This is a genomic window from Corynebacterium sp. p3-SID1194, assembly GCF_025144155.1.
Taxonomy (GTDB): domain Bacteria; phylum Actinomycetota; class Actinomycetes; order Mycobacteriales; family Mycobacteriaceae; genus Corynebacterium.
This window is the reverse complement of sequence record NZ_JALXWY010000005.1, coordinates 44,418-67,395: the sequence shown is the minus strand read 5'-3', so window position 1 is coordinate 67,395 and position 22,978 is coordinate 44,418. Positions and strand designations below refer to the sequence as shown.

Annotated in this window: 20 protein-coding genes; 11 read left to right on the top strand and 9 right to left on the bottom strand. The window is 63.4% G+C overall.

The genetic code is table 11. From position 1 onward, the window contains the following. The first annotated feature begins 13 nt into the window (after nucleotides 1–13). Nucleotides 14–2,203: a YhgE/Pip domain-containing protein gene (locus tag M3G19_RS05430; protein ID WP_259901253.1), complete on the top strand. Its 2,190-nt coding sequence runs from the start codon at nucleotides 14–16 to the stop codon at nucleotides 2,201–2,203. A gap of 156 nt (nucleotides 2,204–2,359) precedes the next feature. Here the strand turns inward: M3G19_RS05430 and M3G19_RS05425 are convergent, their stop codons facing one another. The 4 genes from M3G19_RS05425 to M3G19_RS05410 all read right to left on the bottom strand — a co-directional run bounded on the left by M3G19_RS05425 (nucleotide 2,360) and on the right by M3G19_RS05410 (nucleotide 7,717). After that, complete coding sequence (locus tag M3G19_RS05425) at nucleotides 2,360–3,220, bottom strand: SDR family oxidoreductase (RefSeq protein WP_259901252.1); 861 nt, start codon at nucleotides 3,218–3,220, stop codon at nucleotides 2,360–2,362. A 75-nt stretch (nucleotides 3,221–3,295) separates the two neighbouring features. Continuing rightward, nucleotides 3,296–4,741 carry a DHA2 family efflux MFS transporter permease subunit gene (locus M3G19_RS05420; protein WP_259901251.1) on the bottom strand — a complete coding sequence of 482 codons (1,446 nt, stop codon included), beginning with the start codon at nucleotides 4,739–4,741 and terminating at the stop codon, nucleotides 3,296–3,298. Between the two features lie 151 nt (nucleotides 4,742–4,892). After that, entirely contained in the window at nucleotides 4,893–6,959 is a 2,067-nt protein-coding gene (locus tag M3G19_RS05415; protein WP_259901250.1) for a bifunctional UDP-sugar hydrolase/5'-nucleotidase, read from the bottom strand. 323 nt (nucleotides 6,960–7,282) lie between these two features. Then, complete coding sequence (locus M3G19_RS05410) at nucleotides 7,283–7,717, bottom strand: cupin domain-containing protein (protein ID WP_259901249.1); 435 nt, start codon at nucleotides 7,715–7,717, stop codon at nucleotides 7,283–7,285. Between the two features lie 113 nt (nucleotides 7,718–7,830). On the opposite strand from M3G19_RS05410, the gene M3G19_RS05405 reads away from it, so the two are divergent. Next, nucleotides 7,831–8,253 carry a DUF4298 domain-containing protein gene (locus M3G19_RS05405; protein ID WP_259901248.1) on the top strand — a complete coding sequence of 141 codons (423 nt, stop codon included), beginning with the start codon at nucleotides 7,831–7,833 and terminating at the stop codon, nucleotides 8,251–8,253. A 26-nt stretch (nucleotides 8,254–8,279) separates the two neighbouring features. On the opposite strand, the gene M3G19_RS05400 is transcribed toward M3G19_RS05405, so the two are convergent. From M3G19_RS05400 to M3G19_RS05390, 3 genes are all read right to left on the bottom strand, one after another. Further along, a complete protein-coding gene (locus M3G19_RS05400; protein WP_259901247.1) occupies nucleotides 8,280–9,677 on the bottom strand; it encodes a DUF4185 domain-containing protein in 1,398 nt (465 codons plus the stop codon). A 67-nt stretch (nucleotides 9,678–9,744) separates the two neighbouring features. Continuing rightward, a complete protein-coding gene (locus M3G19_RS05395) occupies nucleotides 9,745–10,914 on the bottom strand; it encodes a hypothetical protein (protein WP_259901246.1) in 1,170 nt (389 codons plus the stop codon). An 11-nt stretch (nucleotides 10,915–10,925) separates the two neighbouring features. Then, complete coding sequence (locus M3G19_RS05390; protein ID WP_259901245.1) at nucleotides 10,926–11,837, bottom strand: DUF808 domain-containing protein; 912 nt, start codon at nucleotides 11,835–11,837, stop codon at nucleotides 10,926–10,928. Nucleotides 11,838–11,914: 77 nt separating this feature from the next. Here M3G19_RS05390 and M3G19_RS05385 point away from each other — a divergent pair, with 77 nt between their 5' ends. Further along, entirely contained in the window at nucleotides 11,915–12,289 is a 375-nt protein-coding gene (locus tag M3G19_RS05385; protein ID WP_210574794.1) for a DUF2218 domain-containing protein, read from the top strand. A gap of 10 nt (nucleotides 12,290–12,299) precedes the next feature. On the opposite strand, the gene M3G19_RS05380 is transcribed toward M3G19_RS05385, so the two are convergent. Continuing rightward, nucleotides 12,300–12,890, bottom strand: coding sequence for a DUF402 domain-containing protein (locus M3G19_RS05380; RefSeq protein WP_259901305.1), 591 nt, complete (start codon nucleotides 12,888–12,890; stop codon nucleotides 12,300–12,302). 38 nt (nucleotides 12,891–12,928) lie between these two features. Next, nucleotides 12,929–13,669 carry a hypothetical protein gene (locus M3G19_RS05375; protein WP_259901244.1) on the bottom strand — a complete coding sequence of 247 codons (741 nt, stop codon included), beginning with the start codon at nucleotides 13,667–13,669 and terminating at the stop codon, nucleotides 12,929–12,931. Between the two features lie 254 nt (nucleotides 13,670–13,923). On the opposite strand from M3G19_RS05375, the gene typA reads away from it, so the two are divergent. The 8 genes from typA (at nucleotide 13,924) to M3G19_RS05335 (ending at nucleotide 22,958) form a co-directional block, all read left to right on the top strand. Continuing rightward, nucleotides 13,924–15,840 (top strand): translational GTPase TypA, encoded by a 1,917-nt coding sequence (typA, locus tag M3G19_RS05370; protein ID WP_259901243.1) that lies wholly within the window; start codon nucleotides 13,924–13,926, stop codon nucleotides 15,838–15,840. Nucleotides 15,841–15,886: 46 nt separating this feature from the next. After that, nucleotides 15,887–17,584 (top strand): ABC transporter family substrate-binding protein, encoded by a 1,698-nt coding sequence (locus M3G19_RS05365; RefSeq protein WP_259901242.1) that lies wholly within the window; start codon nucleotides 15,887–15,889, stop codon nucleotides 17,582–17,584. Next, nucleotides 17,574–18,458, top strand: a complete 885-nt coding sequence (gene mshB, locus M3G19_RS05360) for an N-acetyl-1-D-myo-inositol-2-amino-2-deoxy-alpha-D-glucopyranoside deacetylase (RefSeq protein ID WP_259901304.1) — start codon at nucleotides 17,574–17,576, stop codon at nucleotides 18,456–18,458. Before M3G19_RS05365 ends, mshB begins: the two co-directional genes overlap by 11 nt. Next, on the top strand, nucleotides 18,458–18,844 hold the full coding sequence (locus tag M3G19_RS05355) for a hypothetical protein (RefSeq protein WP_259901241.1): 387 nt from the start codon (nucleotides 18,458–18,460) through the stop codon (nucleotides 18,842–18,844). The genes mshB and M3G19_RS05355 overlap by 1 nt, the downstream gene beginning before the upstream one ends. A 44-nt stretch (nucleotides 18,845–18,888) precedes the next feature. Next, complete coding sequence (gene fdxA, locus M3G19_RS05350) at nucleotides 18,889–19,212, top strand: ferredoxin (RefSeq protein ID WP_259901240.1); 324 nt, start codon at nucleotides 18,889–18,891, stop codon at nucleotides 19,210–19,212. Nucleotides 19,213–19,217: 5 nt separating this feature from the next. Next, complete coding sequence (dapC, locus tag M3G19_RS05345; protein ID WP_259901239.1) at nucleotides 19,218–20,321, top strand: succinyldiaminopimelate transaminase; 1,104 nt, start codon at nucleotides 19,218–19,220, stop codon at nucleotides 20,319–20,321. A 193-nt stretch (nucleotides 20,322–20,514) separates the two neighbouring features. Further along, nucleotides 20,515–21,039, top strand: coding sequence for a GtrA family protein (locus tag M3G19_RS05340; RefSeq protein ID WP_259901303.1), 525 nt, complete (start codon nucleotides 20,515–20,517; stop codon nucleotides 21,037–21,039). A 35-nt stretch (nucleotides 21,040–21,074) separates the two neighbouring features. Beyond that, nucleotides 21,075–22,958 carry a hypothetical protein gene (locus tag M3G19_RS05335; protein WP_259901238.1) on the top strand — a complete coding sequence of 628 codons (1,884 nt, stop codon included), beginning with the start codon at nucleotides 21,075–21,077 and terminating at the stop codon, nucleotides 22,956–22,958. Nucleotides 22,959–22,978: the final 20 nt, after the last annotated feature.

The following is a 22,978-nucleotide window of genomic DNA, read 5'->3' as shown; positions in this document are numbered from 1 at the left end:
TGAGGTACTTGCGTTGAGCACGAAAGTCACCGGCGGCGATGCAGACACACCGCGCACTGAGCGCGGGGGCAGGGTATTAAGGCCGCTTGAACGCCTGTTGATGTGGCGTCCGTTCTCCACGGTCGCACGCACCATTATCATTCTGGCACTCGTGTTCCCGCTGCTGTTCGCGGGCCTGTTCATGTGGGCGATGTGGGATCCGACTGGTTCGGTGCCCAACACCAAGCTCGCAGTGGTCAACAACGACAAGGGCGTTGACCGTGGCGAAGGGGCAGGCCTAGAAGAATTTGGCGCCGATGTCGTAGAGGGCTTGACCAGCCGGGACTACCTCGACTTCGACGTGGTCAATTCAGAGGATGCCAAAAAAGGCCTGATGACGGGCAAGTACCTGTTCACGGTGACGATCCCGGAGGACTTCTCCAAGAACGTGGTCACGGTCATCGACCCGGAGCCGAAGCAGGCCAATATCATGGTCGATTTCAACGACTACAACGGCAGTAACGGCGCGATCCTGACCGCGGGTCTGGTCCCGCAGATCCAATCCGAGGTCCGCGCCGAGGTTGCCAAGACGTATGCGGAGGAAGTTCTCGGCGGCATCAACGAACTTGGCGATGGTATTCGCGCGGCTGCCGACGGCTCGAAGCGCCTCGACGACGGTGTCGGCGAGCTCAAAGACGGTGGCAAGAAGGCTGTCGACGGCATCAACAAGCTCGACGACGGTGCGAATGAACTCCATGACGGCACGGGCCGGCTCGTCGACGGCACTGGTGAGCTGACCGACGGTGTCGGCGAGCTGAGCGATGGTGCTGGGCGTCTGGATGACGGCGCGAAGCAACTCAATGACGGTCTGTACCAGCTCGAAGACGGTACCGACCAGCTCGCCGACGGCGCACGCCAGATTGACGAGGGTGTGGACAAGCTGACCGGCATGCTGATCCCGTTGCTGGAGAACGTCCAGGGCGGTGTCGGTCAGCTCAAGCCCATCGTGGACACGCTGCGTCAATTCGGCCTGCACGCCGAGGCGGACAAGCTCGACGGTATCGTCAGCCAGCTCGACCCAGAAAACCCGGAGAACGTGGTCAACGACCTCAACCGTCTGCGCGACGGTACCGGCGAACTCTACGCGAACCTCTCCGACCCGGAGATGCCGTACCGCAACGGCCTGGACCGCCTCATCGACGGCTCCGATCAGCTCGTGGACGGCACGGGCCAGCTCACCGACGGTGTCTCCCGCCTCGAGGACGGCGCGAACCAACTGGACGACGGTGCAAGGCAGCTCAACGACGGCACTAGCCGCCTCACCGACGGCACGCAACAGCTTGTCGACGGTGGCGGGCAGCTCGAAGACGGCATGAACCGCCTGAAGGACGGCTCCGAGGAGCTGTCCACCAAACTCGACGAAGGTGCCGGCCGTGCGCCGAAGGTCAAGGCCATGGACAAGTCCTCCGAGCAGATCGCAGTTCCGATCATCTTCGACGAGGCGAACCTGCACCCGACGCAGGTCGTGGTTGACCCGGCAGACCCGACGAAGAAGGAGCCGTCGAGCGGTTTCTCCATCCTCGGCCTGATCGTGATCAACTTCCTGCTGATGGCAGTCGTGTCCATTCTTCTGCCGCACGCCATCGGTCGCCGCCACAAGGCGTCCAGCGCCGCCAGCCCGGTGCTCAGCGCATGGGCCCGCATGCTCGGAATCAACGTCGCGCTCACCGCGCTGCTGGGATTCGTGTCCATCACCCTCGGTTGGCGCCCGGAGAACTGGTTCATCATTGGTGCGGCGCTTCTGCTTATCGACGTCGCCGGCACCACCATCTTCCAGTTCTTCCGCGTTCTGTTCGGCCGAGTCGTCGGCGCGATGTTCAATATCGGCTTCTTCGCCCTGGGCCTGTTCGTCTCCAGTGCGGTCTGGCCGCTGTCCACCCTGCCGGCCCCGCTGGCATTCATGAACCCGCTGCACCCGATGAGCCACGCACGCAACCTGTTCGTTCGCTCGGTCGACGGCATCTACGACGGCACGTTCTGGATCGCCATCGTGGTCCTGCTGGTGTTCACCGCTCTGGCCCTGGGCGCGTCCATTGTGATCTACGACGCCCGCCGCAACGCGCTGTTCATCGATGATCCGAACGAGAACGAGCGCGAGCGCGCGAAGTACGAGCGCGAGGTCCGCGAAGGCGAGGAGCCGCTGCAGTCGGTGTTCTCCCGCTAGGCGCTGCTGGTCCTGCTGGTCCTTCCGGCCCTGCTAGTCCTAAGCCCCCGAGCTAATGCTCGGGGGCTCAGGTATTGACCGCATAGGGCACACCGGACGGAAGAAGGGCCCCAGTCGGGGCCCTTCTTGGTTTTGGGGTGGAGAAGTGGGGGTGGCTTACCAGGTCGCCACGAAGCGCATGAGAAGCTGGGCGATCGGGTCCGGGAACGGCTTACGCAGCCACTTGAGCAAGCGGTCGGTGAGGCTGACAGCGTAGTGCGGCACCCATTTGCCCCAGGGTGCGTTCTTGGTCAGGACACGCACTGCTTCGTCGGCGACGTCGCCTGGGGTGAGGTTCACGCCCATCGTCTTGACGGACTGGGCTTTGACGTTGGCGACCTGCGTGGCGGCCCAGAGGGGCATGAGGTCGTGGACGCGGATGTCGTCGTTACGCCATTCGACGCTGAGTGCCTCGGTGATGCCGTTGACGTAGAACTTCGTGGCCGAGTAAGTGGAGATCTCCGGCTGGCCGAAGATGGCGGATGCGGAGCTCATGTTGATCACCACTGCGCCCTTCGTCGCCTTGAGGTAGGGGAAGGCTGCCTGCGCGCCGAAGGTGACGCCGAGGCAGTTGATGTCCACCAGCGTGCGGATTTTCTCCGGATCCTGCTCGGTAAGCAGCCCGTCGATGATGATGCCTGCGTTGTTGAACAGGAAGTCGAGGCGGCCGCCGGTGTGGGACGTGAAGTCCGCCAGGGCGGTGTCCCACTCGTCGCGGTCGGTGACATCGAGGTGGCCGGTGATGAGCTGCCCGTCGGGGATGTCGCTGGTGCCCCAAGTGACGTCCTGGATGTCGTAGGCGCCGACGGTCCAGCCGAGGTTGAGTAGCCGTTGCGCTGTGGCTTTGCCGATGCCACTGGCGCCGCCGGTGATGAACGCGGCGGGGCGGGAGGCGGCGTCGGCAATGAAGTCCGCGGGCTTCACATAGGGGGTGTCGTTCGTGTCTTCATGAAATGGCTTGGCAAATGGATTCCACATAGAAAACACTCTAAATCCGGAATGCGTATGGCGTGGAACAAATGGCTCTTTAAATGTGCGCTACAGCACAGCGGGCTAGTTATCGCTCCATGTGCGGGTCTTCGCGAACATGGCGGCGACTGCGACGCCGAGGACGAGAACACCAGCGGGCAGCAGCAGTGCGACGCTCATCGCCTCAGCGAACGGCTCATGAAGGAACTCGGGAAGGGGACCTGTCTCCGAATGCCCCGCTGCGTCGTCGCCGAGACGCTGGGCGAGTTGCGAGGACATGGCAGCAGCCACAGCCGCCGAGCCGATGACAGCGCCGACCTGCCGCACGGTGTTGTACACGCTCGAGCCCGCGCCCGCGAGTGCCGGATCGAGGTTGCGAGTCGCGATCATGGACAGCGGCCCCCAGATCATCGAATTGCCCAGGCCGTAGAAGACGCTGATCAACAACATCCAGTACGGGCTGATCTGCGGGTCGGTGATCCATACTGTCGCAAAGATGCTTATCGACGTCACCGCCAGCCCCGTAATCGCGAACGGCTTCGGATCGTGCGTGTTCGTCTGTTTGCCGATGAATCCGGACAGCGCGCCGGAGACCAAACCCGAGGGCAGGAGCAGAAGCGCGGCCACCGTGGGGCTGAAATTCTGCACCCGCTGTACGTAGATCATTAGCGGAATAGCGAAGGTAGACACCGCAAAGCCCACGGTGGTGATCGCCGCGGAGGCGAGCGCGAAATTCCGGTCTGCGAACAGTGACAACGGCACGAGCGCGTCGCGGGTGGTGCGCGCCTGCCACAGGATGAATGCGGCGATGAAGACGGCACCGGTGACGATGAGCCCGATCGCGCGCGCATCCCAGTTGAAGTTGGAGCCTTCCTGGATGCCGAAGATGAGGCAGAACATGCCCACCGCAGATAAGGCGACCCCCAGCCAGTCGAGGCGGCGGGCAGTCAGCTCGAGCTTCGGCACGTTCTTCCAGGCCAGGAGCAAGCCGATGATGCCGAAAGGCACATTGATGATGAAGATCCACTCCCAGCCGCCGAGGTCCACGAAGATCCCGCCGAGCAGCGGCCCGACGATCGTGGCCACGCCGGCGACCGCGCCCCACACGCCCATGGCGCTGCCGCGCTGGGTGGGGGAGAACGTGCGGATCATCACCGACATCGTCTGTGGTGTGAGCATCGCGCCGCCGAGACCCTGGAAGGCGCGAGCCGCGATGAGCACTCCAACGGACCCTGCCAGCCCGCACGCCAGCGACGACACGGTGAACACCGCGAGGCCGAGCATGTACAGTCGCTTCGGTCCGAACCTGTCGCCGAGGCGTCCCGTGATGAGCAGCGGCACCGCGTATGCCAACAGGTACGCGCTATTGACCCAGATCACGCCGTTGTACGTGGCGTGCAGGCTCTCCGCGATCGCCGGGATGGCGACTGCGACGATGGTCGAATCCACCAGGATCATGAAGAAGCCGACCATCATCGACCACAGCGCCGGCCACGGGGAGCTTTGCGACGCCGAAACCTGTTGTGTCATTGCGCCTCCTGACCCCTTTATTCCAACACCGGCAATCTACCCCCTTCACACCGAATGGGTCTATCCCCGCTGGCCGACCGCACAAAAAGAACCAGCCCCTCCCCGGCGGGGAAGAGGGCTGGTTCTGGTTGAGTGCAGACTCAGCGCTGGATTAGATCTGGATGCCGAAGTCCTTCAGTGCGGCGTTGATCTGGTCGCGGACCGGTGCGAACTGCGGGACGAACGCCACGATGACGCCGGCGAGAGCAGCCAGCAGGCCGGTGACGCCGAGGCCGATCAGAACCGGCTTGGCGCTGGAACCGTCGTTGCTGGAACCGGAGGAGCTGTCCTGGCCGCCTTTCTGGCCACCCTCAATCTCCACCGGCATGGTCACGTCGGTGCCCTTATCAGTGGTGATACGCAGGACTGCGTCCGCCGGAACCTTAGCCGGGACGGCGAGCTTGACGGAGGCCTTGCCAGCCTCGCCCAAGCCCTTCTCGCCGAGGGCCGGGTCGATGTCGGCGGAACCTTCAGCGATCTTCTTGCCCTTCTTGTTTTCCAGTGCGACGGTGACCTTCTTGGCGTCGTCGTTCTGGGAGTAGATCAGGGAGGACAGGTCGATCTTCGCGTCCTGGCCGGCCTTCAGCGGCTGCTCGAACTTCACACCGACAGCGGACTGGCCGCGCGGGGTGAGCTTCTCGCCGCTCTTCAGGTACTGGATGAACGCGTCCACGTCGACAAGGCCGATATTGGACATCTCGGAACCCTTGGTGAGTGCGTCGAAGCTGTCGCCGCCGCCGAGCAGGAAGGTGGAGCCGGCGACGATGTAGTCCTTGTCCATGTCCATCGGCTTGCCGTCGATGGTGATGGAGGTGATGCGGTTGCCCTGCTCAGCGTCCGGGTTGTAGGTGTAAGAGACGTTGTTGGACAGGCCCAGAGCCAGACGCGGACGGTCCTGGCCCGGCTTCCACTGCTGCTCGAGGGCGTCCTTGAAGTCGGCGCCCTTGAGGGTCTTGTAGGAGTTCTCGTTACCGAACGGCTGAACAGAGAAAGCCTGCTGGTAGGTGATATCGCCAGCCGGCAGGTCGTCGCGGACGCCGCCGGCGTTCATGATGCCGATATCGGGGGTGACGCTGGAGTTAGCGGCGACGCTCCACTTGGCGGCCTCGGCGAGGAGGTTGTTCAGCGAAGACTCGACGCCGCGATTGGAGCCGGACTCGGCGCCCTCGTTCTTGCCGCGGGTGAAGTCGACCGGGGTCTTGGCAACGACCTGCTTGCCCTGCTCTTCCGCCTCCGCCTCTGCGGCGTCGACGATGGTGGCGATCTCCGGGTACTTCTTGTCAGTGCAGCCGAGGACGGTGGCGTTGTCCACGACCTTGGCATCGTCGACAGTGATCTTTTTAGTGGCGCGGTCGATGCTCAGGTCGACGTTAGCGAAGCCCTGGGAGTACTGGCCGGCCTGTGCGACGACCGGGGCAGTGGATGTGTCCGGTTTGACGTACACATGGGTGTGGCCGAGGAATGCGACGTCGACGTTCTCGAACTTGTCCGGGGTGATGCCGCCTGCGTGGACGAGGGCGACGACGACGTCGGCTTCCTTGGAGCCCTTGATCTGCTTGGCCAGGGCGTTGGTGGTGGCGACCGGGTCGTTCCAGGTGATGCCCTCAATGCCGTCCGGGCTGACCAGGTTCGGCATATCGTCGGTGACGGTGCCGATGAATGCGACCTTCACACCGTCGACCTCTTCAACGTGGTACGGCTTGGTGCCTTCGACGGTCTCAGCGTTAGCGGCGAGGTACGGGAATTTCGCATCCGGGATGACGCGGTCGGAGAGGTCCTTTGCGCCTTTGTCGAATTCGTGGTTGCCCACGGCGGAGACCTCAAGACCCATCTCATTAAGGACCTCGATGGTCGGAGCATCGTCGAGAAGCATTGCCGAGAACGGGGATGCACCGATGTTGTCGCCGGAAGAAGTCAGAATGTGCGCGTCGCCGTACCCCTCGGCTTCGGTGTCGATTGCGCACTTCAGGCGCTCCGCACCCGGGATGGACTTCTCGTCGTCACGCGTATCTGTGCCACGAACGTTTACGTCGTTTGGAGCGAAACGACCGTGGAAGTCGGTGATATTGGAAATCGAGATTTTGGCGATGTTCTCGTCGGCGGTAGCGGTGACGGGGGAGAGCACGCCCGCGCTGACGGACAGCGCGGCGATGGTGGCGCACAGAACGCGGTTACGCATCGGTGGGAACCTTTCGGGCAGCGGTGGAATGAAGTAACCGGTTGGAAAACAGCCAGCTCACGATGCTGTGGTTGCCAGCTTCCAACCAGGGTGCCTCAAAGCTAAACCAGCCACATGGACCTGGTGTGACGGCTGTGTAACCAGTGCGTGACCGAGAGGTGAAAAGGGAATGACGTGGGGCTGGGGCGGGTCGTCGACAAGCGAAAAGCCCAGCGAACTTCGTGCTCTCAATGAAAACTACTCCCCACTAGTCGGTAACTGATTTCTCAGTCCAACTAATGGGGAGCAGTTCAAATGCTGGGCTTTGCCTGTGTGCCGTGCGGTTAGACGCCGTCGGTCTCCTGCGGGTCGCCGTCGGCGTCCGCCTTGGTCTCGTGGTGGGTGCCCGGCTCGTGCTCCGGCGGGGCGTAGATGGAGTAGAGCTTCGCGGGTGCGTCGGACTCGTTGACGAAATTGTGCCACTTGCCGGCCGGGACGAATGCAGCCCAGTCCGCGCCGACAACCTGGTCGACCTCGAGGTCGGTCTCGCTCGCACCGATCTGGGCGCGGAGTTCGCCCTCCTCGAGGCGGAGGAACTGGTCGTGGCCGTCGTGGATCTCAGCGCCGATCTCGCCGCCTGCCGGAATGGTCATGACAGTGAGCTGGAGATTCTTGCCGGTCCACAGGGTGTCGCGGAAAGCCTCGTTGTCGACGGTCGCCTTTTCAATATCGACGACGTAGGGGTTCGGGCCGTGGTCGTTGCCCTTCTGTGCAGTCATAATGGCCTCCTTGCCGTGGGGTTCAACCGCTTCCCACCGTACGCGGATTTTCGTGCGCCGGTTCCTTGTCGATAACCCCGCTTAGGGGGCTGAAGCGGGGTACAGTGACGGCCATGACCACTGGTGAGCCTGATTTCCCCGGGGCCGACGACATCCCGGAACGAATAATTTCCAACGACGCGCGTCTCGCGCACTTCGTCGAAGCGAATGACCGCTGGGAAGAAATCCCCGAGCGCCTCGCCGAAGACTGGGAGACGATGGCGCAGCTCATTGCCTACTACGAATCCGTCTGGCGCGAGGACGTCCGCGACTTCCCCGAAGCCCAGTACGGGGTGCTCTCCGAAGACGGCGTGTGGAACGAGATGGGGCGTTTCTACCAGTCGATGAAGGAGATCGCGGACACGGCGGCTCGCGTCGTCCGCGAGTACGAGCGCGACAACGATCCCGAGGTCGATCCGGGGACAACGCCGACGGACGAAGAGCTTATCGACGACGCGGCTGACGAGGCCGGCGCCGAGATCATCGACGAGTCGTAGCCCCCCGGCGGCACGGTGCCGCGGGGCTAGTTCAGCGTGTCAGCCGGGTTGTCCGCGGCCTTTTCCATGGTCTCTTCGTCGCTGAGACGGGTGACGGCCTCCGGCGACACCGCGGTCTCATTGACTGCGACGGCGTTCTGGTCGCCGGTCTGTGCTGCGGCGCGCGCTGTACCCTGCGGTGCGGATTCTGCGCTCTCCGGCTGCTCCGGGGAGATGCCGAAGAACTTGTCCAAGCCCTTCACGTTGAACTGGGTGGACATGTACCGCGAGTTATTCGAAGTATTCCACTGGGAGACGACGAGATCCATGTTGGCGAGCGTGGATCCCGGGACAATGTAGCCGCCGTAGAGCTGAGTGAAGTTGCTCGCGTTCTGCTCGGCACGCCACCCGCCCGAGCCGGCGACGACGACGCGAGCGGGTTCGATGGAATCCCAGTCACGGGCGATGGTCTTCGAGATGCGCACCTCGATAGATGCCGTCTCCTCGTTGAACATTGCCAGCACCCAGTGGCCCTCGACCATCCGCAGGGACATCTCGCCGGCCTCGACGTTCTTGGAAAGGATCGGGGTGCGCCTCTTCGTGCTCCACTCGCCGGTGGAGGGATCGTAGATCTCCCACGAGTAGCGGTCCGCGATCTGCTCTTCACGGAAGCGCGAGAGGTAGACAGGGTCGTCGCGGCGGAATTCGGAAGACACGACGTAGATGTAGCCGTCAGGGCCCTTCTCCCAGCTGATCAGGTTGCCCAGCCCGTTCATGTAGCGGTAAGACGTGCGCGCGACAGACGTCCAGTTCGCGCCGTAGTCCGTGGACTTCCAGATTTCGGTCTCACGCACATTGCCGATGCCTTCATTCCACATGCCCTGCATGTAGAGCGTGCCGTCCAGGTTGATCACGTCGGACGGGATGACGGTGCGGTTGTCGTAGTGCTTGTAGTTGATCAGCTGATCGGCGGTCTTGCCGTCGTTAAGCGGGCGGGTGAAGATGATTCGGCCGTTCTCATCGCGCTTGGCCACGAGACCGACTGGGCTGAGCCACTTTCCTTCGCCGAAGTACTTGCCGGTGAATGAGTCGCCGAAGACGACCGCAAATGTCTCGTTGATCAGCGGCACCATGATGCCCAAGTCAACGGCCCCGAGCCCCAGGTTGGGCTGGTGCTTGCCCATCAGGTCGCCGAGCATCTCCACGTCCAGGCCCTGTTCGGTGCGGGTTTTCGGATTCGGCTTCGGCTTGGGAGCTGGATCGGGGTTCGGCGAGTCCGACAGGGCACCGCCCATCTCGCTGATCAGGTTGCGGGAGCTGCTGGAGCTGCCGGAGCTCGTCGAACTCAGCGAGCTCTGCGCCGTCGCGGGAGCTGGGGCAACCGCAGTAACCGCAATGGTGCCGACGATGGCAATGGACAAGATGGAACGGCGGAACGATCGCATTGCGGACTCATTTCAAGACACGGAGGGAAAATGATTGAACCGCAACGGAACTTTAGCAAAGCCCGGGCTAATCGTCGCGCCGGTGACGGCCGGTGTATTCCTGCGGCGCACTGTCGTCCCGGCTGTGCTTCGGGCCGTGCGAATTGCGGCGCGCGCGGCGGAGGCGGACCTTTTCCACTTCGGTGAGGTACGTCTCGCTGGCCGCGGCTTCGCCGTCGTCGGTGTTTGACGGGTTGAAGTCCACGAAGGCAGGGAAGTACTGGGTGGGCGCGTCCTGCGCGGACTCGTGCGCCACTTCGGGTGCAGCCGGCTGGACCAGCGGTTCTTCGGGGAAGATCGGTGCGGCGGGCTGCGCGGGGTGGACGGGGTCGACGGTGCGTGCACCCGGGCGGGGGTAGACCCAATCCTCGGGGTCGATGGCGGCGGAGAGATCTACGGTGACCACGAGCGAGCCGTCGGCGAATTCGTAGATCTCGGCGGCGGGAATATCGATCTCGGGACCGGCGGGCAACGGCAACGGTGGGAGAGTGCGGACGGGGAAAATGCCCGGGGTGCGGGTGACATCGACGCTGATGGAGCCGTCGACAGCCCAGGCGCGGGCCTTCACGTCGACACTCTGGGCGAATAAGGCGGCGAGTTTCTCGCGCACGGGGCCGGACTGGCGGGCATCGAGGGTGCCAAGAACACGGCCGCCGCAGGTGACCACGACGGTGTGACCGTGCAGGTGCAATCCGACCAGCCACTGGCCGGGCGACATGAGCATGGTTTCCGCGGCGGTGAATTCACCGTCGGCGACGTGGACGTACACGGGGGACTCGCCGGCAACGGTGCCAGGCAGCAGCAACGCACCGGGCAGCAGATTATTGCGGGGCACGCACAATGCCGGCGGGGCGAGGTGGACAACGACGCGGTGGGCGGCGGTGAGCCGGTCGAAGGTGATCGTGGCCTGTGCGGCAGGCACCAAGCCGGCTTCGTGGAGGGTGTCGACGCTGTGGAACGGCGCACGCTCGTGCGCGGTGATATCGCCGATGATGCTGCCGTGCGCGGCAGGCCAGCGCACACGCCACGCGCCGGTCAGCGGATCGGGCTCAAGCTCGACTGTGGTGTTCAGGGGATCGCTGGCATCGGGAGTGCCGGCGTACGTGAACAGAGTGGCCGCGATGAGGTTGCCCACGCTGAGGTCGGATCCGCCGCCGATGGCGAACGGAGCGAGCGGGTAGCGGGGCAGAGGTTCCATGGACCTCGACTCTAGCGCAGTACTTTGCGCACACCCGCTACGACGCCAAGCACCGCAAAGCCGACCAGGAGACCGACGAGCGCGGAGCCAGCGGTATCGACGAGCCAGCCGAGGGCACCGCCGCCAACGGCCTCGGAAAGCTGGGCGAGGACATCGTGCGGCCAGTGCCAGCCAAAGACTTCGTGGAGGCCGCGGATGATCAGGTGGCCGCCGACCCACAGCATGGCCACGGTGCCGACGATGCCGATGATCTTCAGTACGATCGGCATGCCATTGACCAGAGCGCGTCCGATGCCGGGGGCGTTGTCGCGCTCAATCATGCCCAGTCCGATGTCGTCCACCTTGACCAGCAGGGCCACGGCGCCGTACACGGCGATGGTGATGAAAATCGCTACGGCGACGAGCACCATGAATTCCATGAGCACGGGCTGGTCGGCGACCTCGTCGAGGGAGATGATCATGATCTCCGCCGACAGGATCAGGTCGGTCCGCACCGCGCTTTTAACCAGGGCATCCTCGCCTTGTTCGTCGCGGTTGACCGCCTGATCCTGCTGTTCGGACTCGTCGTGGAGGAGCTTGTCAGCGATCTTTTCCGCGCCCTCGAAGCACAGGTAGGTGCCGCCAACCATCAGGATCGGAACCAGGGCCCACGGTGCGAAGGCATTGAGCAGGAGGGCGATCGGCAGGATGATGATCAGCTTGTTACGCAGCGAACCCTTCGTGATCTTCCAAATAATCGGAAGCTCGCGCGCGGGAGTAACGCCGGTGACGTACTGTGGGGTCACCGCGGCATCGTCAATGACGACGCCGGCGGCTTTTGTGGATGTCTTCGCTGTCATGCCCGCAACATCGTCCATACTGGAGGCTGCGGTTTTGGCGATGAGGGCGACGTCGTCAAGCAATGCAAGGAGACCGCCGGCCATGCGCGTGCCTTTCTGTCGGGGAGGGGTACGATACACAAATACTAATGTGTGCGCGCATTTTGGGTAGGGTGTGGTCCATGCCCAAAACCGTCACCTCGACCGCGCGCGTGCGGATCGACCGCCCTGCACGTTACGGCAAGCTGTTGGCCAGCTATTTTGAGCAGCTTATCGACGTCGCGTGGGACCCCGAGACCTCCAAAGGCACGTTCACCTTCCCGTCCGCCGGCACTCTGGAAACTCCCGGCAACGGGGCTGCCACGTGCGATGTGATCGGCACGGAGGGCGTGCTCATGCTCAGCGTCGAGGGAGCTGAAACCGCAGTTGAGAATGCTGAACGCGAGTTGGCCACGCGTCTCATTCACCTCGCGCAGGACCAAGATATCGTCGTTGAATTCGCCCGCGCCGACCGCGGCCGCGCGCGATTCACCCGCGAAGAACTGACCTCGGCATAGGTGCGCCGGATCAGGAGGCTGCCGGGGTGAGCTCGACCTCGTCGGCCCAGGTCAACTCGATGCCCAGCGCCCGGAGCCACTCCATTGCGTCGTCATCGTGGCGGGTGATGCCCTCTACTGCATTGAGCGTGGCCTCGATCGCCTTCTCTGCCTCTGCTGCAGTGATGAAGCCGGCGGATGTCGCCGCCGCGAGCTCGTCGATATCGAGCACGTCGATCGCTTCTCCCTGCACCGCGACGAGATCCACGTACAGGTCGCGTGTACGCCACACTTCGCCTTCGACGTCGATGTCCGCGATATCGAAGTAGTAGTCCTGCTCCATGTCCACGCCCTCGCGGAAGTGGAAGATATTCGCGCGAAGATTGAGCTGCGGCAGCAGCCAGCTTTCCAGGTAGCCGAATTTCGGGTGGTTCGCACCGCGCGCCATGTACAGGCCGAAGTCCGTGACCCGGAATGTGTCCACTTCGCGGAGGAAACCCTTCGGGTCAGTGTTGATCTTCGAGGTGGTGTCGAAGGTCTCCTGCTTGACCGGGTGCAGATCGGGAACGTCTGCGCGCTCAGCGTCAAGAGCGTCTGCGTGGCCCGTGTTGGATGTGGCCATTCCGTTCACCTGCTGTCCGTGCTGCTTCATGTTGATACCTACTTCACCGTCACGCTCAGTGCCGTCGGGGGGAAGCCGCAGCTGCGGCCGTCTGTTTTGACTGCCCCGGAGACCACCGCCAGCACTGGGCCGGAGCCCGTGTCGGCGACGTTGGAGAGCGTTGCCGGTCCTGTCTTATTTATCCCCTTGTTCAAAAGGGGCGTTACACCGGTGCGCAGGTTAGCCAGGTTGATCCAGTGCACGTTCATGGCCCCTTGCTGGGGCGATGCAGGTTTCGTGCCCAAAGCAGTGAACACGAATGTGGCCTGCCCAGCCTTCGGAGCCGGCACTGGAATGTGTGCCGGTCCCGGGACCGCGATGAGGGAGCCTGTGGAGTTCATGCCGGGGCCCATGCAGTTGCGGGACACCGTCGGCCAGAAGCCTTGGCGGAACGCGGGGCCGCCTTCGGGCAGGCCGGGGCCGCCGCCGTTGCCGGAAGTATCGCCAACCAAGAACGCGAGACCGCTCAACAATGCGTCGCGGACCTGGGGCGGCACGCCGGGGCGGTTCGCGAAGTCCTTGACAGCCCGCTGCACCTGGGGAGTGGGGCGGCCGAGATGATCCACGAGAGAAGAACCAGCGGACAGAGCAGAAGCTGCCTGGGCGGGTGCGGGTGCGGGCGCCGCCTGCGCGGAAGCGGGGACGGCGAAGGCACCGACGGTAAGCGCTGCGGCAGTTGCGGCGGAGATGACGGCAGTGCGGACGCGGGCAGGAGCGTGGGCAGCTGTTGCTATCTTCAAGGAACTGATCCTTTGTCGCAGGAAAACAACATTAGAACATTAATAACGTCAGTAACTCTAGTGACGTTTGCAACAATTGCAACACCAGTCCCACTATTTGAAGTTTTTTGGCGCTGTCAAGGCTGAAAAGTAGACTTGGCTGTGGGTTTTTCGGCGCCGTGTATTTTCGGTATCGCACGTAGCGCCCTATGGGAGTAGGGTTTAACCGTTCAACTGCCGTGTGCAGTACGCCTATCTAAGGAGCAGACGTAGAAGTGTCGCACCCTGAGTTCCGTAACGTCGCCATCGTCGCCCACGTCGACCATGGCAAGACCACTCTCGTCAACGGCATGCTGGAGCAGTCCGGCGCGTTCGGCGATCACGGCGAGGTTGCAGACCGCGTCATGGATTCCGGCGACCTCGAGTCCGAGCGCGGAATCACCATTCTGGCCAAGAACACCTCCATCCGTCGCGCCGGCGCGGGCAAGGATGGCCGGGACTTGGTCATCAACGTCATTGACACTCCGGGCCACGCGGACTTCGGCGGCGAGGTCGAGCGCGGCATGTCCATGGTCGACGGCGTCGTCCTGCTGATCGACGCTTCCGAAGGCCCCCTCCCGCAGACCCGCTTCGTTTTGGGCAAGGCCCTCGAGGCTAAGAAGCCGGTCATCATCTGCGTGAATAAGACCGACCGTCCTGATGCGCGTATCGACGAAGTTGTCGACGAGGCCCAGGACCTGCTGCTCGAGCTCGGTGCTTCCCTCGAAGACCCCGAGGCTGCCGAAGCTGCCGAGAACCTGCTCGAGCTGCCCGTCCTCTACGCCTCCGGCCGCGCAGGCCGTGCTTCCTTCAATAACCCGGGCAACGGCGGGCTGCCGGACAATGAGGATCTCCAGCCGCTGTTCGACGTCATTTACGACGTTCTGCCCGAGCCCTCCGCGGATATCGACGCTCCGTTCCAGGCTCAGGTCACCAACCTGGACTCCTCTTCCTTCCTCGGTCGCATCGCTCTGATCCGCGTCTACCGCGGCTCGGTGAAAAAGGGTGACAATGTCGCGTGGGTCCACTACGACGCCGACGGCGAGCAGCACGTCAAGAACGTCAAGATCGCCGAGCTTCTTGTCACCGAGGGGCTTGAGCGTGTGCCTGCCGAAGGCGAGGTCGTCGCCGGCGACATCGCCGCGGTTTCCGGCATCGATGAGATCATGATCGGCGACACCCTCTGCAACCCGGAGCATGTCGAGCCACGCCCGCGCATCAAGATCGACGACCCGGCCATCTCCATGACCATCGGCGTGAACACCTCTCCGATGGCTGGCCGCGGCGGCGGCGACAAGCTCACCGCCCGCTTGGTCAAGGCTCGTCTGGACCAGGAGCTCATCGGTAACGTCTCCATCAAGGTGCTGCCGACGGACCGCCCCGACGCGTGGGAGGTCCAGGGCCGCGGTGAGATGGCCCTGACTGTCTTGATCGAGACAATGCGCCGCGAGGGCTTCGAGCTCACCGTGGGCAAGCCGCAGGTCGTCACCAAGGAGATCGACGGCAAGACCTACGAGCCGTACGACCACATGGTCATTGACACCCCGGCCGAGCACCAGGGTGCTGTCACCCAGCTGATGGCCAACCGCAAGGGCCAGATGACTGCCATGGGCAACGCTGGTTCCGGCGATTGGGTCCGCATGGAATTCGACGTGCCGTCCCGCGGCCTCATTGGCTTCCGCACGACCTTCCTCACGGAGACCCGTGGTGCTGGTATCGCCAACTCGTACTCCATCGAGCACCGTCCGTGGGCCGGCGAGATCAAGGGCCGCCCGACCGGCTCCCTCGTCGCCGACCGCTCCGGCCAGGTCACCTCCTATGCGCTCATGCAGCTCGCGGACCGCGGTGAATTCTTCGTTGAGCCCGGCGCGGAGACCTACGAGGGAATGGTCGTCGGCGCGAATAGCCGCGACGAGGACATGGACATCAACATCACCAAGGAGAAGAAGCTGACCAATATGCGTGCCGCGTCCGCGGACACCACGGTCACTCTCGCCAAGGCGAAGGCGCTGTCCCTCGACGAAGCCATCGAATTCTGTGACGACGACGAGTGCGTCGAGGTCACCCCTGAGGTGATGCGCGTGCGCAAGGTCATCCTGAACGCCACCGAGCGCGGCCGCGCCCGCTCCCGCGCAAAGCAGATGAACAAGTAGCAGCGAGTAGACGGATCGCACGCGCCATGCAGTAGCATGAGTGCTCATGCGCACCCCCAGTTGCAGGACCACGGCGGCGAGAATTCTCGCCCCGGTTCTCGCGCTGGGGGTGTTGTCGTCGTGCGCGGCGCAGCCGGGCCCACCACCGATTGTGGAGGAGTCCGAAACGACGGAGACAACCACGACCACAGCACAGCCCGCCGCGCGCACCAAGGCCGCCGCGGGCGTCGAGCCGCTGCGCAACGGCCTGAACCCGCACCTGGTCGCCGACGAGAATTCCACCGTCCGCGACCTCGCTGAGCTCACGTTGCCCAGCGCGTTTAGCGACGGCGAGCTCAACAGCGACCTCCTCGAATCAGCGGAGGTGCTGGAAGAAGACGGTGAACAAGGCGAAGAAGCCACCTCGGCGATGACGGTGCGCTACGTGATCGCCCCCGCCGCGCAATGGTCCGATGGCAGTCCGATCACCGGTGCCGACTTCGTCTACCTCTGGCGCGGCATGACCAGCACGCCTGGCACCGTCGACCCCGCCGGCTACCGCGCCATTGAAGACGTGCGCGTCAGCGGCACCGGCGGCAAGACCGTCGACGTCGTGTTCAGCGAATCCACTGAGGCATGGCCCGAGCTGTTCAACTATCTCCTCCCGTCGCACCTGCTCGACTCCCGCGCGGATGATTTCGCCACGGCGCTCGCCGAGACGATTCCCGCTTCCGCCGGGCGCTACATGGTGGACAAGGTCGACCGCGGCGCTGGCGTCATCGCCCTGAAACGCAATGACCGCTTCTGGGCGCCGTACCCAGCCAGCATCGACTTGCTCACGCTCAATTTCGTCCGGTCGACGGACCTCACCGCCGACCGCCTGCGCTCCGGCCAACTCGCATTCGTCGACCACGTGCCGGGGGAGACGTCGTGGGACGCGTACTCGCTGATCCCTGACGCGCAGCTTCGCCTCGTCGAAGGCCCGCGCGAACTCGGAGTCACCATGTCCGTCAACTCGCCGGTTCTCGGCACAAAAGAGGTACGCCGCGAGTTCGCATCGCTTATCGACGTCCCCCTCATCGCCCGCATCGCCGCCTCCCGTTCCCGCGACCTGGCTGCCGCCGACCCGACTTTGCCCCTCGGCCATGAGCCGGACGCGCTGCGCGCTGCCGCGGCTGAATCCGGCCCCATCCGCATCGCCGCCGACCCGCGCGATGACCAAGCCATGCCCGCCGCTCGCGCCGTAGCCGATCTGCTCGTGCGCGCTGGCATTGACGCTGAAACTGTCGCGGCTGATGCCACCGACACCGCTCAACGCCTGCGTGAAGGAACTGTCGATGCCGTCGTCGGCTGGTCTCTCGACGGGGGAGCGGCCGTGTGGGCCAGCAAGATTCAGTGCCCGGACGAGGACACCGACTTCGTCTCCGGCAACTTGAGCGGGCTTTGCCTGCCTTCCACACGCGCCATGTCCGACAACATCTTGTCCGGTCGCATTCCCGACTCAGAGGTGCGCGGCGCTGTTACTGACACGCTTCGTCGTGAAGCTGTCTGGGTGCCTGTGCTCTCCGAACGCCGCATCGTGGCCCTCGGCCGCGGGATCACCGGCCCCGCACCTGCCCTTGACGACTGGGACCGCGGCGTCGCCGGCGCTGCCCAGTGGAAGGTGGCCGAGCCCGCAGCCGAGGATGACGACAACGACGACAACAGAAAGGATGACCGAGCCGACGATGAACAACGCGAACCCGAACCCGAACATGAGCAGTGACCGCCACTTTCGCGATCTGGTGGGATTGCGCGTCGTCGCAGTGCACGCGCATCCCGACGATGAGTCGATCTCGACCGGCGGCGCACTAGCGGATCTCGCGCGCCGTGGCGCCGATGTCCTCGTGGTCACGTGCACGCTCGGGGAAGAGGGCGAAGTGATCGGGGAGACCTACCAAGGTCTGGTCAACGACGAGGCGGACCAGCTCGGCGGGTTCCGCATTCACGAGCTCTCCCGTGCGCTAGCCATCCTCGATGTGCGCGGCGAATTCCTCGGCGGGGCCGGGCGTTACCGGGATTCGGGCATGGCGGGTTCGCCGGCGAGCCGTAACCCCCGCGCCTTCGTCAATTCCGGCGAGGCAGCAGTGAACGACCTCGTGGAGATCTTCCGCCGCGAGGCCCCGCACCTCGTGCTCACCTACGACGCCAACGGCGGTTATGGCCACCCCGACCACATCCGCGCCCACGAGATCACGCATCTGGCCGCCCGGCAGGTCGATATCCCGCGCATCCTCTGGGCAGCACGCCTGCGCGAAGAACTCGAAGCCAATTTCGCCGACGACATTCCCGCCGGCTGGACGCACCCGGCACCGGGGGAGCTCGACGCTGTTGACACCACCGACACCTGGGTCGAGATGGACGATGTCGTCTACGCCGCCAAGGCCGAAGCCATGAAAGCGCACGCAACGCAGATTTGGCTTGCCGACGGCTCCGTTTCCCTCACCAACCCCCACCCCGCCATCGCTCGTGGCCCGGTGACCACTTATGCGCTGTCCAACCTCATCGCGCAGCCCATCATCCGCCGCGAGCACTACCTCCTCGGCGCAGGACTGCCCCTGGACCACGGCGCCGATATCGCAAGCGGCCTCGACTTCTAATGCCTGCCCCCGGTTCACCCCGCCGTCCCATTACGCGGACCGACTTCTCACCGGCGGAAGCCCGCTCCGGACTCATGTGGCTGTCGGTGGGGGCGGTGGGATCGGGGCTGGTTGAGGTGGCGTCGATAAGCTCGCTCTACGGTGTTCCCTCGATTCTCGCCGCAGCTGGTCTTGGGGCTGTGTTCACGCGCACGGCGCTGCTGTGGACACGCGGTCGCGTGCTCGGCGCCCTCGTTCCGCTGTTGGCGTGGATCTGCGGGTTCCTGCTGCTCGCTGTCGGGCCCGAGGTGACCGCCGCGATCATCGCCGAATATAAGATTCGCTGCGTTATCCTGCTCGCCGCCGCATGTGCCGGGGCCGTGTGGCCCATTGTGGCGCGGAAGTGACATACTGATGTGAGAATTTTCGTCATAAGGAGTGACAGGAGCCCATGACCTACATCATCGCTGAACCATGCGTTGACCTGCTGGACCGCGCCTGCGTCGAAGAATGCCCCGTCGACTGCATCTACGAGGGCAAGCGCATGCTCTACATCCACCCCGACGAGTGCGTCGACTGTGGCGCCTGCGAACCCGCGTGCCCCGTCGAAGCCATCTTCTACGAAGACGACCTGCCGGACGAGTGGAACGACTACTACGACGCCAACGTCGCCTTCTTCGACGAGATCGGCTCTCCGGGCGGCGCTGCCGCTGAAGGCCCGTACGACTTCGACCACCCGTTCGTGGCCGCGCTGCCACCCATGAACCAGGAGTAGGGGACATGGGGACGCGCCGCCCGCTCAGCCAGGTCCTGCCCGATTTTCCGTGGGACACCATCGCCGACGTCAAAGCTAAAGCCGCGTCGCACCCGGACGGGCTGATCGACCTGTCTGTCGGCGGGCCCGTCGACGACGTCCCGCCCGCGATCCAGCTCGCGCTTGCGGAGAATTCCGCCGCGCCTGGCTACCCGCAGACGATGGGCGCGCCTGCCTTGCGCGCCGCGATCGTCTCGGCGTTGGAGCGCCGCTTCGGCATCGCCGGACTGAACGAGCGCGCCGTGTTGCCGACCATCGGGCTCAAAGAAGCCATCGCGTGGCTGCCGACGTTGCTCGGGCTGCGCGGCCAGACCGTCGTCATCCCGGTAGTCGCGTACCCCACCTACGAAGTCAGCGCACTCATGGCTGGCTGCAATGTCGTGCGTTGTGACGATCCGGCGCAAGCCCCTCGCGATGCCGCCCTGATTTTCCTCAACTCCCCGTCGAACCCGACCGGCGCTGTGGCCTCTGTTGAGCTGCTGCGCTCCTGGGTCGCCTTCGCGCGCGAAACCGGCGCGATCATCGCCTCCGACGAGTGCTATCTCTACCTCGGGTGGGCCACCGAACCTGTCTCCGTGCTGCACCCGTCCGTCACCGACGGCGACGACACCGGCCTTTTGGCGCTGCACTCCCTGTCCAAGACCTCGAATCTGGCGTCCTACCGCTGCGGCATGATTTCCGGCGACGAAGCCCTCGTCCAGGAACTCCTCGAGGTGCGCAAGCACGCCGGCCTGATCGTTCCTGGCCCGATCCAGCACGCGATGGTCGCGGCGCTGGAGAGCGACCTGCACGAGGAAATGCAACGCTCCGTCTACGCCTCGCGCCGCCTCGAGCTGCTCAAGGCGCTGCCTGATGCCGGTTTCACCGTCGACCATTCCGATGCCGGCCTGTACTTGTGGGTGCGCCGCGAAGGGATGGGCTCCCGCCAGGCGCTCGACTGGTTCGCCGACCGCGGAATCCTCGGTGCCCCCGGCGACTTCTATGGCCCGGCTGGCGCATCCCATGTGCGCATTGCGCTGACGGCCACCGACGAGAAGATCGACGCAGCCGCGCGTCGCATCACGCAGTAGCGCAGCTCATAACGTTTTCATTTCGTCGCCCTCGCGGGACTACACTGTCACAAGTTTAAAGACTTAGAACAGTACCGCAGGAAGGAAGGCGGCTGGGGTGACCCAACACGATATAGCTGAAGACGCGGCGACCGATGCCGCCCGCTCGGCGCCACCTGCGCAGCAGAAGAGCGGCAGCACCGCTTTGCGCGTGATGAACGGTGCCCGCGAATTCATCAAATTCGGCATCGTCGGCGGTTCCGGCGTCCTGGTCAATTTCGTGGTGTTCTACCTCGCGTCGAAGGCTCTGCTCCACGGCTTCGGGTTGGAAGCAGACGACATCATCACCCAGATCGGTTCCACCCGCTGGAATGTGCGCTGGTACCACTTCCTGTCCTCTTTGGCCTTCCTACTTGCCAACACCTGGAACTACCAGCTCAACCGCAGCTGGACTTTCGGCGGGATGGTCAAAAAGTCGTGGCTACGCGGCTTCTTCCCGTTCCTCGCCACGGGGCTTGTCGCCTTCGTGGTGTCCTTGACGTGCATGACGCTGCTCATGAACCCGACGACGCCCGTCGGCCTGCCCGACCACGTCTTCGACGGTTCCAGCGGTCTGCGCACCAAGTCGTATTGGGCGCAGGCGATCTCGACGCTGATCGCGATGCCCGTGAACTTCATCATCAACAAGCTCTGGACATTCCGGAAACCCAAGGCCGCGAGAAGCAGCACAGCGGCGTAGGGGAGACAGCAAAACCAAAAGGTTAGACTGGCGAAATGACCATGTCCATTGACTATGTGCGCTGGATTGGAATTGCAGCGTGGACCAGTGGTTTAGCCATCCCACGAAACTGCCAGGCGTTGGCTGTTCTTCCGGGGGATTCTCCCGGAAGAATCTTGATCCAGAGCGCCGGGGGACGCTCCACAACATTCGAGGACATTGAGCGTGAGTACACACATATCCAGTGGTTGCTAGCCGGAGGTCCTAGTGATGAATCTGTGCTGGATTATGTGTACCACCAGCAGCTCTGTTTAACGCATTATGAGCACATCGACCATGACTTCACCATCCTGGATGTCAGCGATAGCGCGTGCGAGAGCAAAAACTACTCCTTCAGGGATCGCCGCCCCGACTACAGTCCGAAGGCAGCATTAGCTGCAGCTCAGCGCCTCAGCAACTCCGCAATAGGATCGGCTCTTTCAGAACATATTCCTGCTTGGAATATGGCCGAGTCATTAGGGCTGCTAGCTCTTGCTGTTCGTGAATACTTCACGGGCGAGGTAGTACGGGAACTTACTCGGAAGTACGTAAAGGATCTTCGTTCGGATTCTCTAAACGCCCAGGAAGTTCTCGGTTGTGGCCGCCTCGCCTATAGCGTGGCGTTCAAAGTCAATGATGACTCTGCAACCACCGCTCCGGTGATCACCCTGCACGTTCAGGAAGATGATCCTCTTTTCACAGAATCAGTGTTGAGGCACATCCTTGGCCGGGCACAGGCCTTCGCTAGCGCCTGTGGAAGTGGCGTTCATTGTGGGTCGGTTTTCCACAACATCATTTTCCACCAGGCGTTCCCTAGCACCGTCCATGAACCGGATGCTGAAGAAACGCCAATCATTCTGTACCGGATCCCGCTCAGCACTGATCTTCTCCCTGTCCAACCGTTAACGCAGGTGTTGGTTGACAGCGCCGTCCGCACAGCCGATGACGCGCTGAGAGAACTTCCCGAACGGACTTCGCTGAGTATTCGTCGGCTCCCAGATAGCGGCATCATCCGGGTACGCAGTTTCATCCCAGGAACAAGTATCGCCGATCGTGCAATTCACCGCGGTGGCTATCTCGCGTCCTCGGAACTTGTTTCTAAGTTACAACAGGAAAAGGCGATGGCTGATCCTGATTGTCTCGCCGCAGCTGTAACACCGGCGCTGATCTGGGAATCTCTCAGCACTTGGGGGCTCGCGTCCGGCAGCACCGCAAGTTCGTGTTCCGTGCTTAGCGTGCGTGCCAATAGCATCGCCGCTGTGGAAGGTTCCATTCCTCAACCACTGTTGACAGTTGAGGTCGATGCGCAGGCGCCACTCGGCACTGTGGCACATGACGTGTGTGATGTTCTCGGGGACCTGGGCATCGATTCCTTTACAGACTTCCCGATTGAGTTACTGTGGTCCGATCCGCCGAAAGAGGCCGGCGTCAGCACATCCTCTCCCAACGCTGCACCCCAACAGGCCACGTCGCTGGAACTCCCCGTCTTATGGCCCCGTGCGTTAGGGGCACGATCAATAGCTGCCACGAATCAGGCACTCGCGCTCGCTGCCGTTCGCCGAGCTCTGCGCCATTGTTGCACTAAAGGCTTGTCATGGATCGGGGTCGCTCATGCTAGAAAAACCTCTGCCAGTGGGAGGCATCTGATTAGGGTGGTGGTCGCGTTCGAGTCTGAATACGCAGACAGAGTGGCCGTCTATCAGGAATTGTCCCTCGCAGTGAATGCGGTTTTTGCCGAAAACTCTGTCGGTCCGCATGTCACGTGCGAGGTTATCGATGCTCACCAAATATCCGACGTTTCAGCGTGGGTCACGGCGGCTGGGTACCATCCCGTTTCTGGTTTCTTGCCTGCATTTATTCAGCTTGAACACCTCAACACCGGTTGTGCACTAAATTCTTGATCGCAACCTACCGTTCGCGA

Excerpts from the sequence above, each read along its gene's own strand:
- M3G19_RS05425 (WP_259901252.1), bottom strand. The coding sequence starts at position 3,220 with ATGTGGAATCCATTTGCCAAGCCATTTCATGAAGACACGAACGACACC.
- M3G19_RS05420 (WP_259901251.1), bottom strand. The coding sequence starts at position 4,741 with ATGACACAACAGGTTTCGGCGTCGCAAAGCTCCCCGTGGCCGGCGCTG.
- M3G19_RS05415 (WP_259901250.1), bottom strand. The coding sequence starts at position 6,959 with ATGCGTAACCGCGTTCTGTGCGCCACCATCGCCGCGCTGTCCGTCAGC.
- M3G19_RS05410 (WP_259901249.1), bottom strand. The coding sequence starts at position 7,717 with ATGACTGCACAGAAGGGCAACGACCACGGCCCGAACCCCTACGTCGTC.
- M3G19_RS05405 (WP_259901248.1), top strand. The coding sequence starts at position 7,831 with ATGACCACTGGTGAGCCTGATTTCCCCGGGGCCGACGACATCCCGGAA.
- M3G19_RS05400 (WP_259901247.1), bottom strand. The coding sequence starts at position 9,677 with ATGCGATCGTTCCGCCGTTCCATCTTGTCCATTGCCATCGTCGGCACC.
- M3G19_RS05395 (WP_259901246.1), bottom strand. The coding sequence starts at position 10,914 with ATGGAACCTCTGCCCCGCTACCCGCTCGCTCCGTTCGCCATCGGCGGC.
- M3G19_RS05390 (WP_259901245.1), bottom strand. The coding sequence starts at position 11,837 with ATGGCCGGCGGTCTCCTTGCATTGCTTGACGACGTCGCCCTCATCGCC.
- M3G19_RS05385 (WP_210574794.1), top strand. The coding sequence starts at position 11,915 with ATGCCCAAAACCGTCACCTCGACCGCGCGCGTGCGGATCGACCGCCCT.
- M3G19_RS05380 (WP_259901305.1), bottom strand. The coding sequence starts at position 12,890 with ATGGCCACATCCAACACGGGCCACGCAGACGCTCTTGACGCTGAGCGC.
- M3G19_RS05365 (WP_259901242.1), top strand. The coding sequence starts at position 15,887 with ATGCGCACCCCCAGTTGCAGGACCACGGCGGCGAGAATTCTCGCCCCG.
- mshB (WP_259901304.1), top strand. The coding sequence starts at position 17,574 with ATGAGCAGTGACCGCCACTTTCGCGATCTGGTGGGATTGCGCGTCGTC.
- M3G19_RS05355 (WP_259901241.1), top strand. The coding sequence starts at position 18,458 with ATGCCTGCCCCCGGTTCACCCCGCCGTCCCATTACGCGGACCGACTTC.
- fdxA (WP_259901240.1), top strand. The coding sequence starts at position 18,889 with ATGACCTACATCATCGCTGAACCATGCGTTGACCTGCTGGACCGCGCC.
- dapC (WP_259901239.1), top strand. The coding sequence starts at position 19,218 with ATGGGGACGCGCCGCCCGCTCAGCCAGGTCCTGCCCGATTTTCCGTGG.
- M3G19_RS05340 (WP_259901303.1), top strand. The coding sequence starts at position 20,515 with ATGAACGGTGCCCGCGAATTCATCAAATTCGGCATCGTCGGCGGTTCC.
- M3G19_RS05335 (WP_259901238.1), top strand. The coding sequence starts at position 21,075 with ATGACCATGTCCATTGACTATGTGCGCTGGATTGGAATTGCAGCGTGG.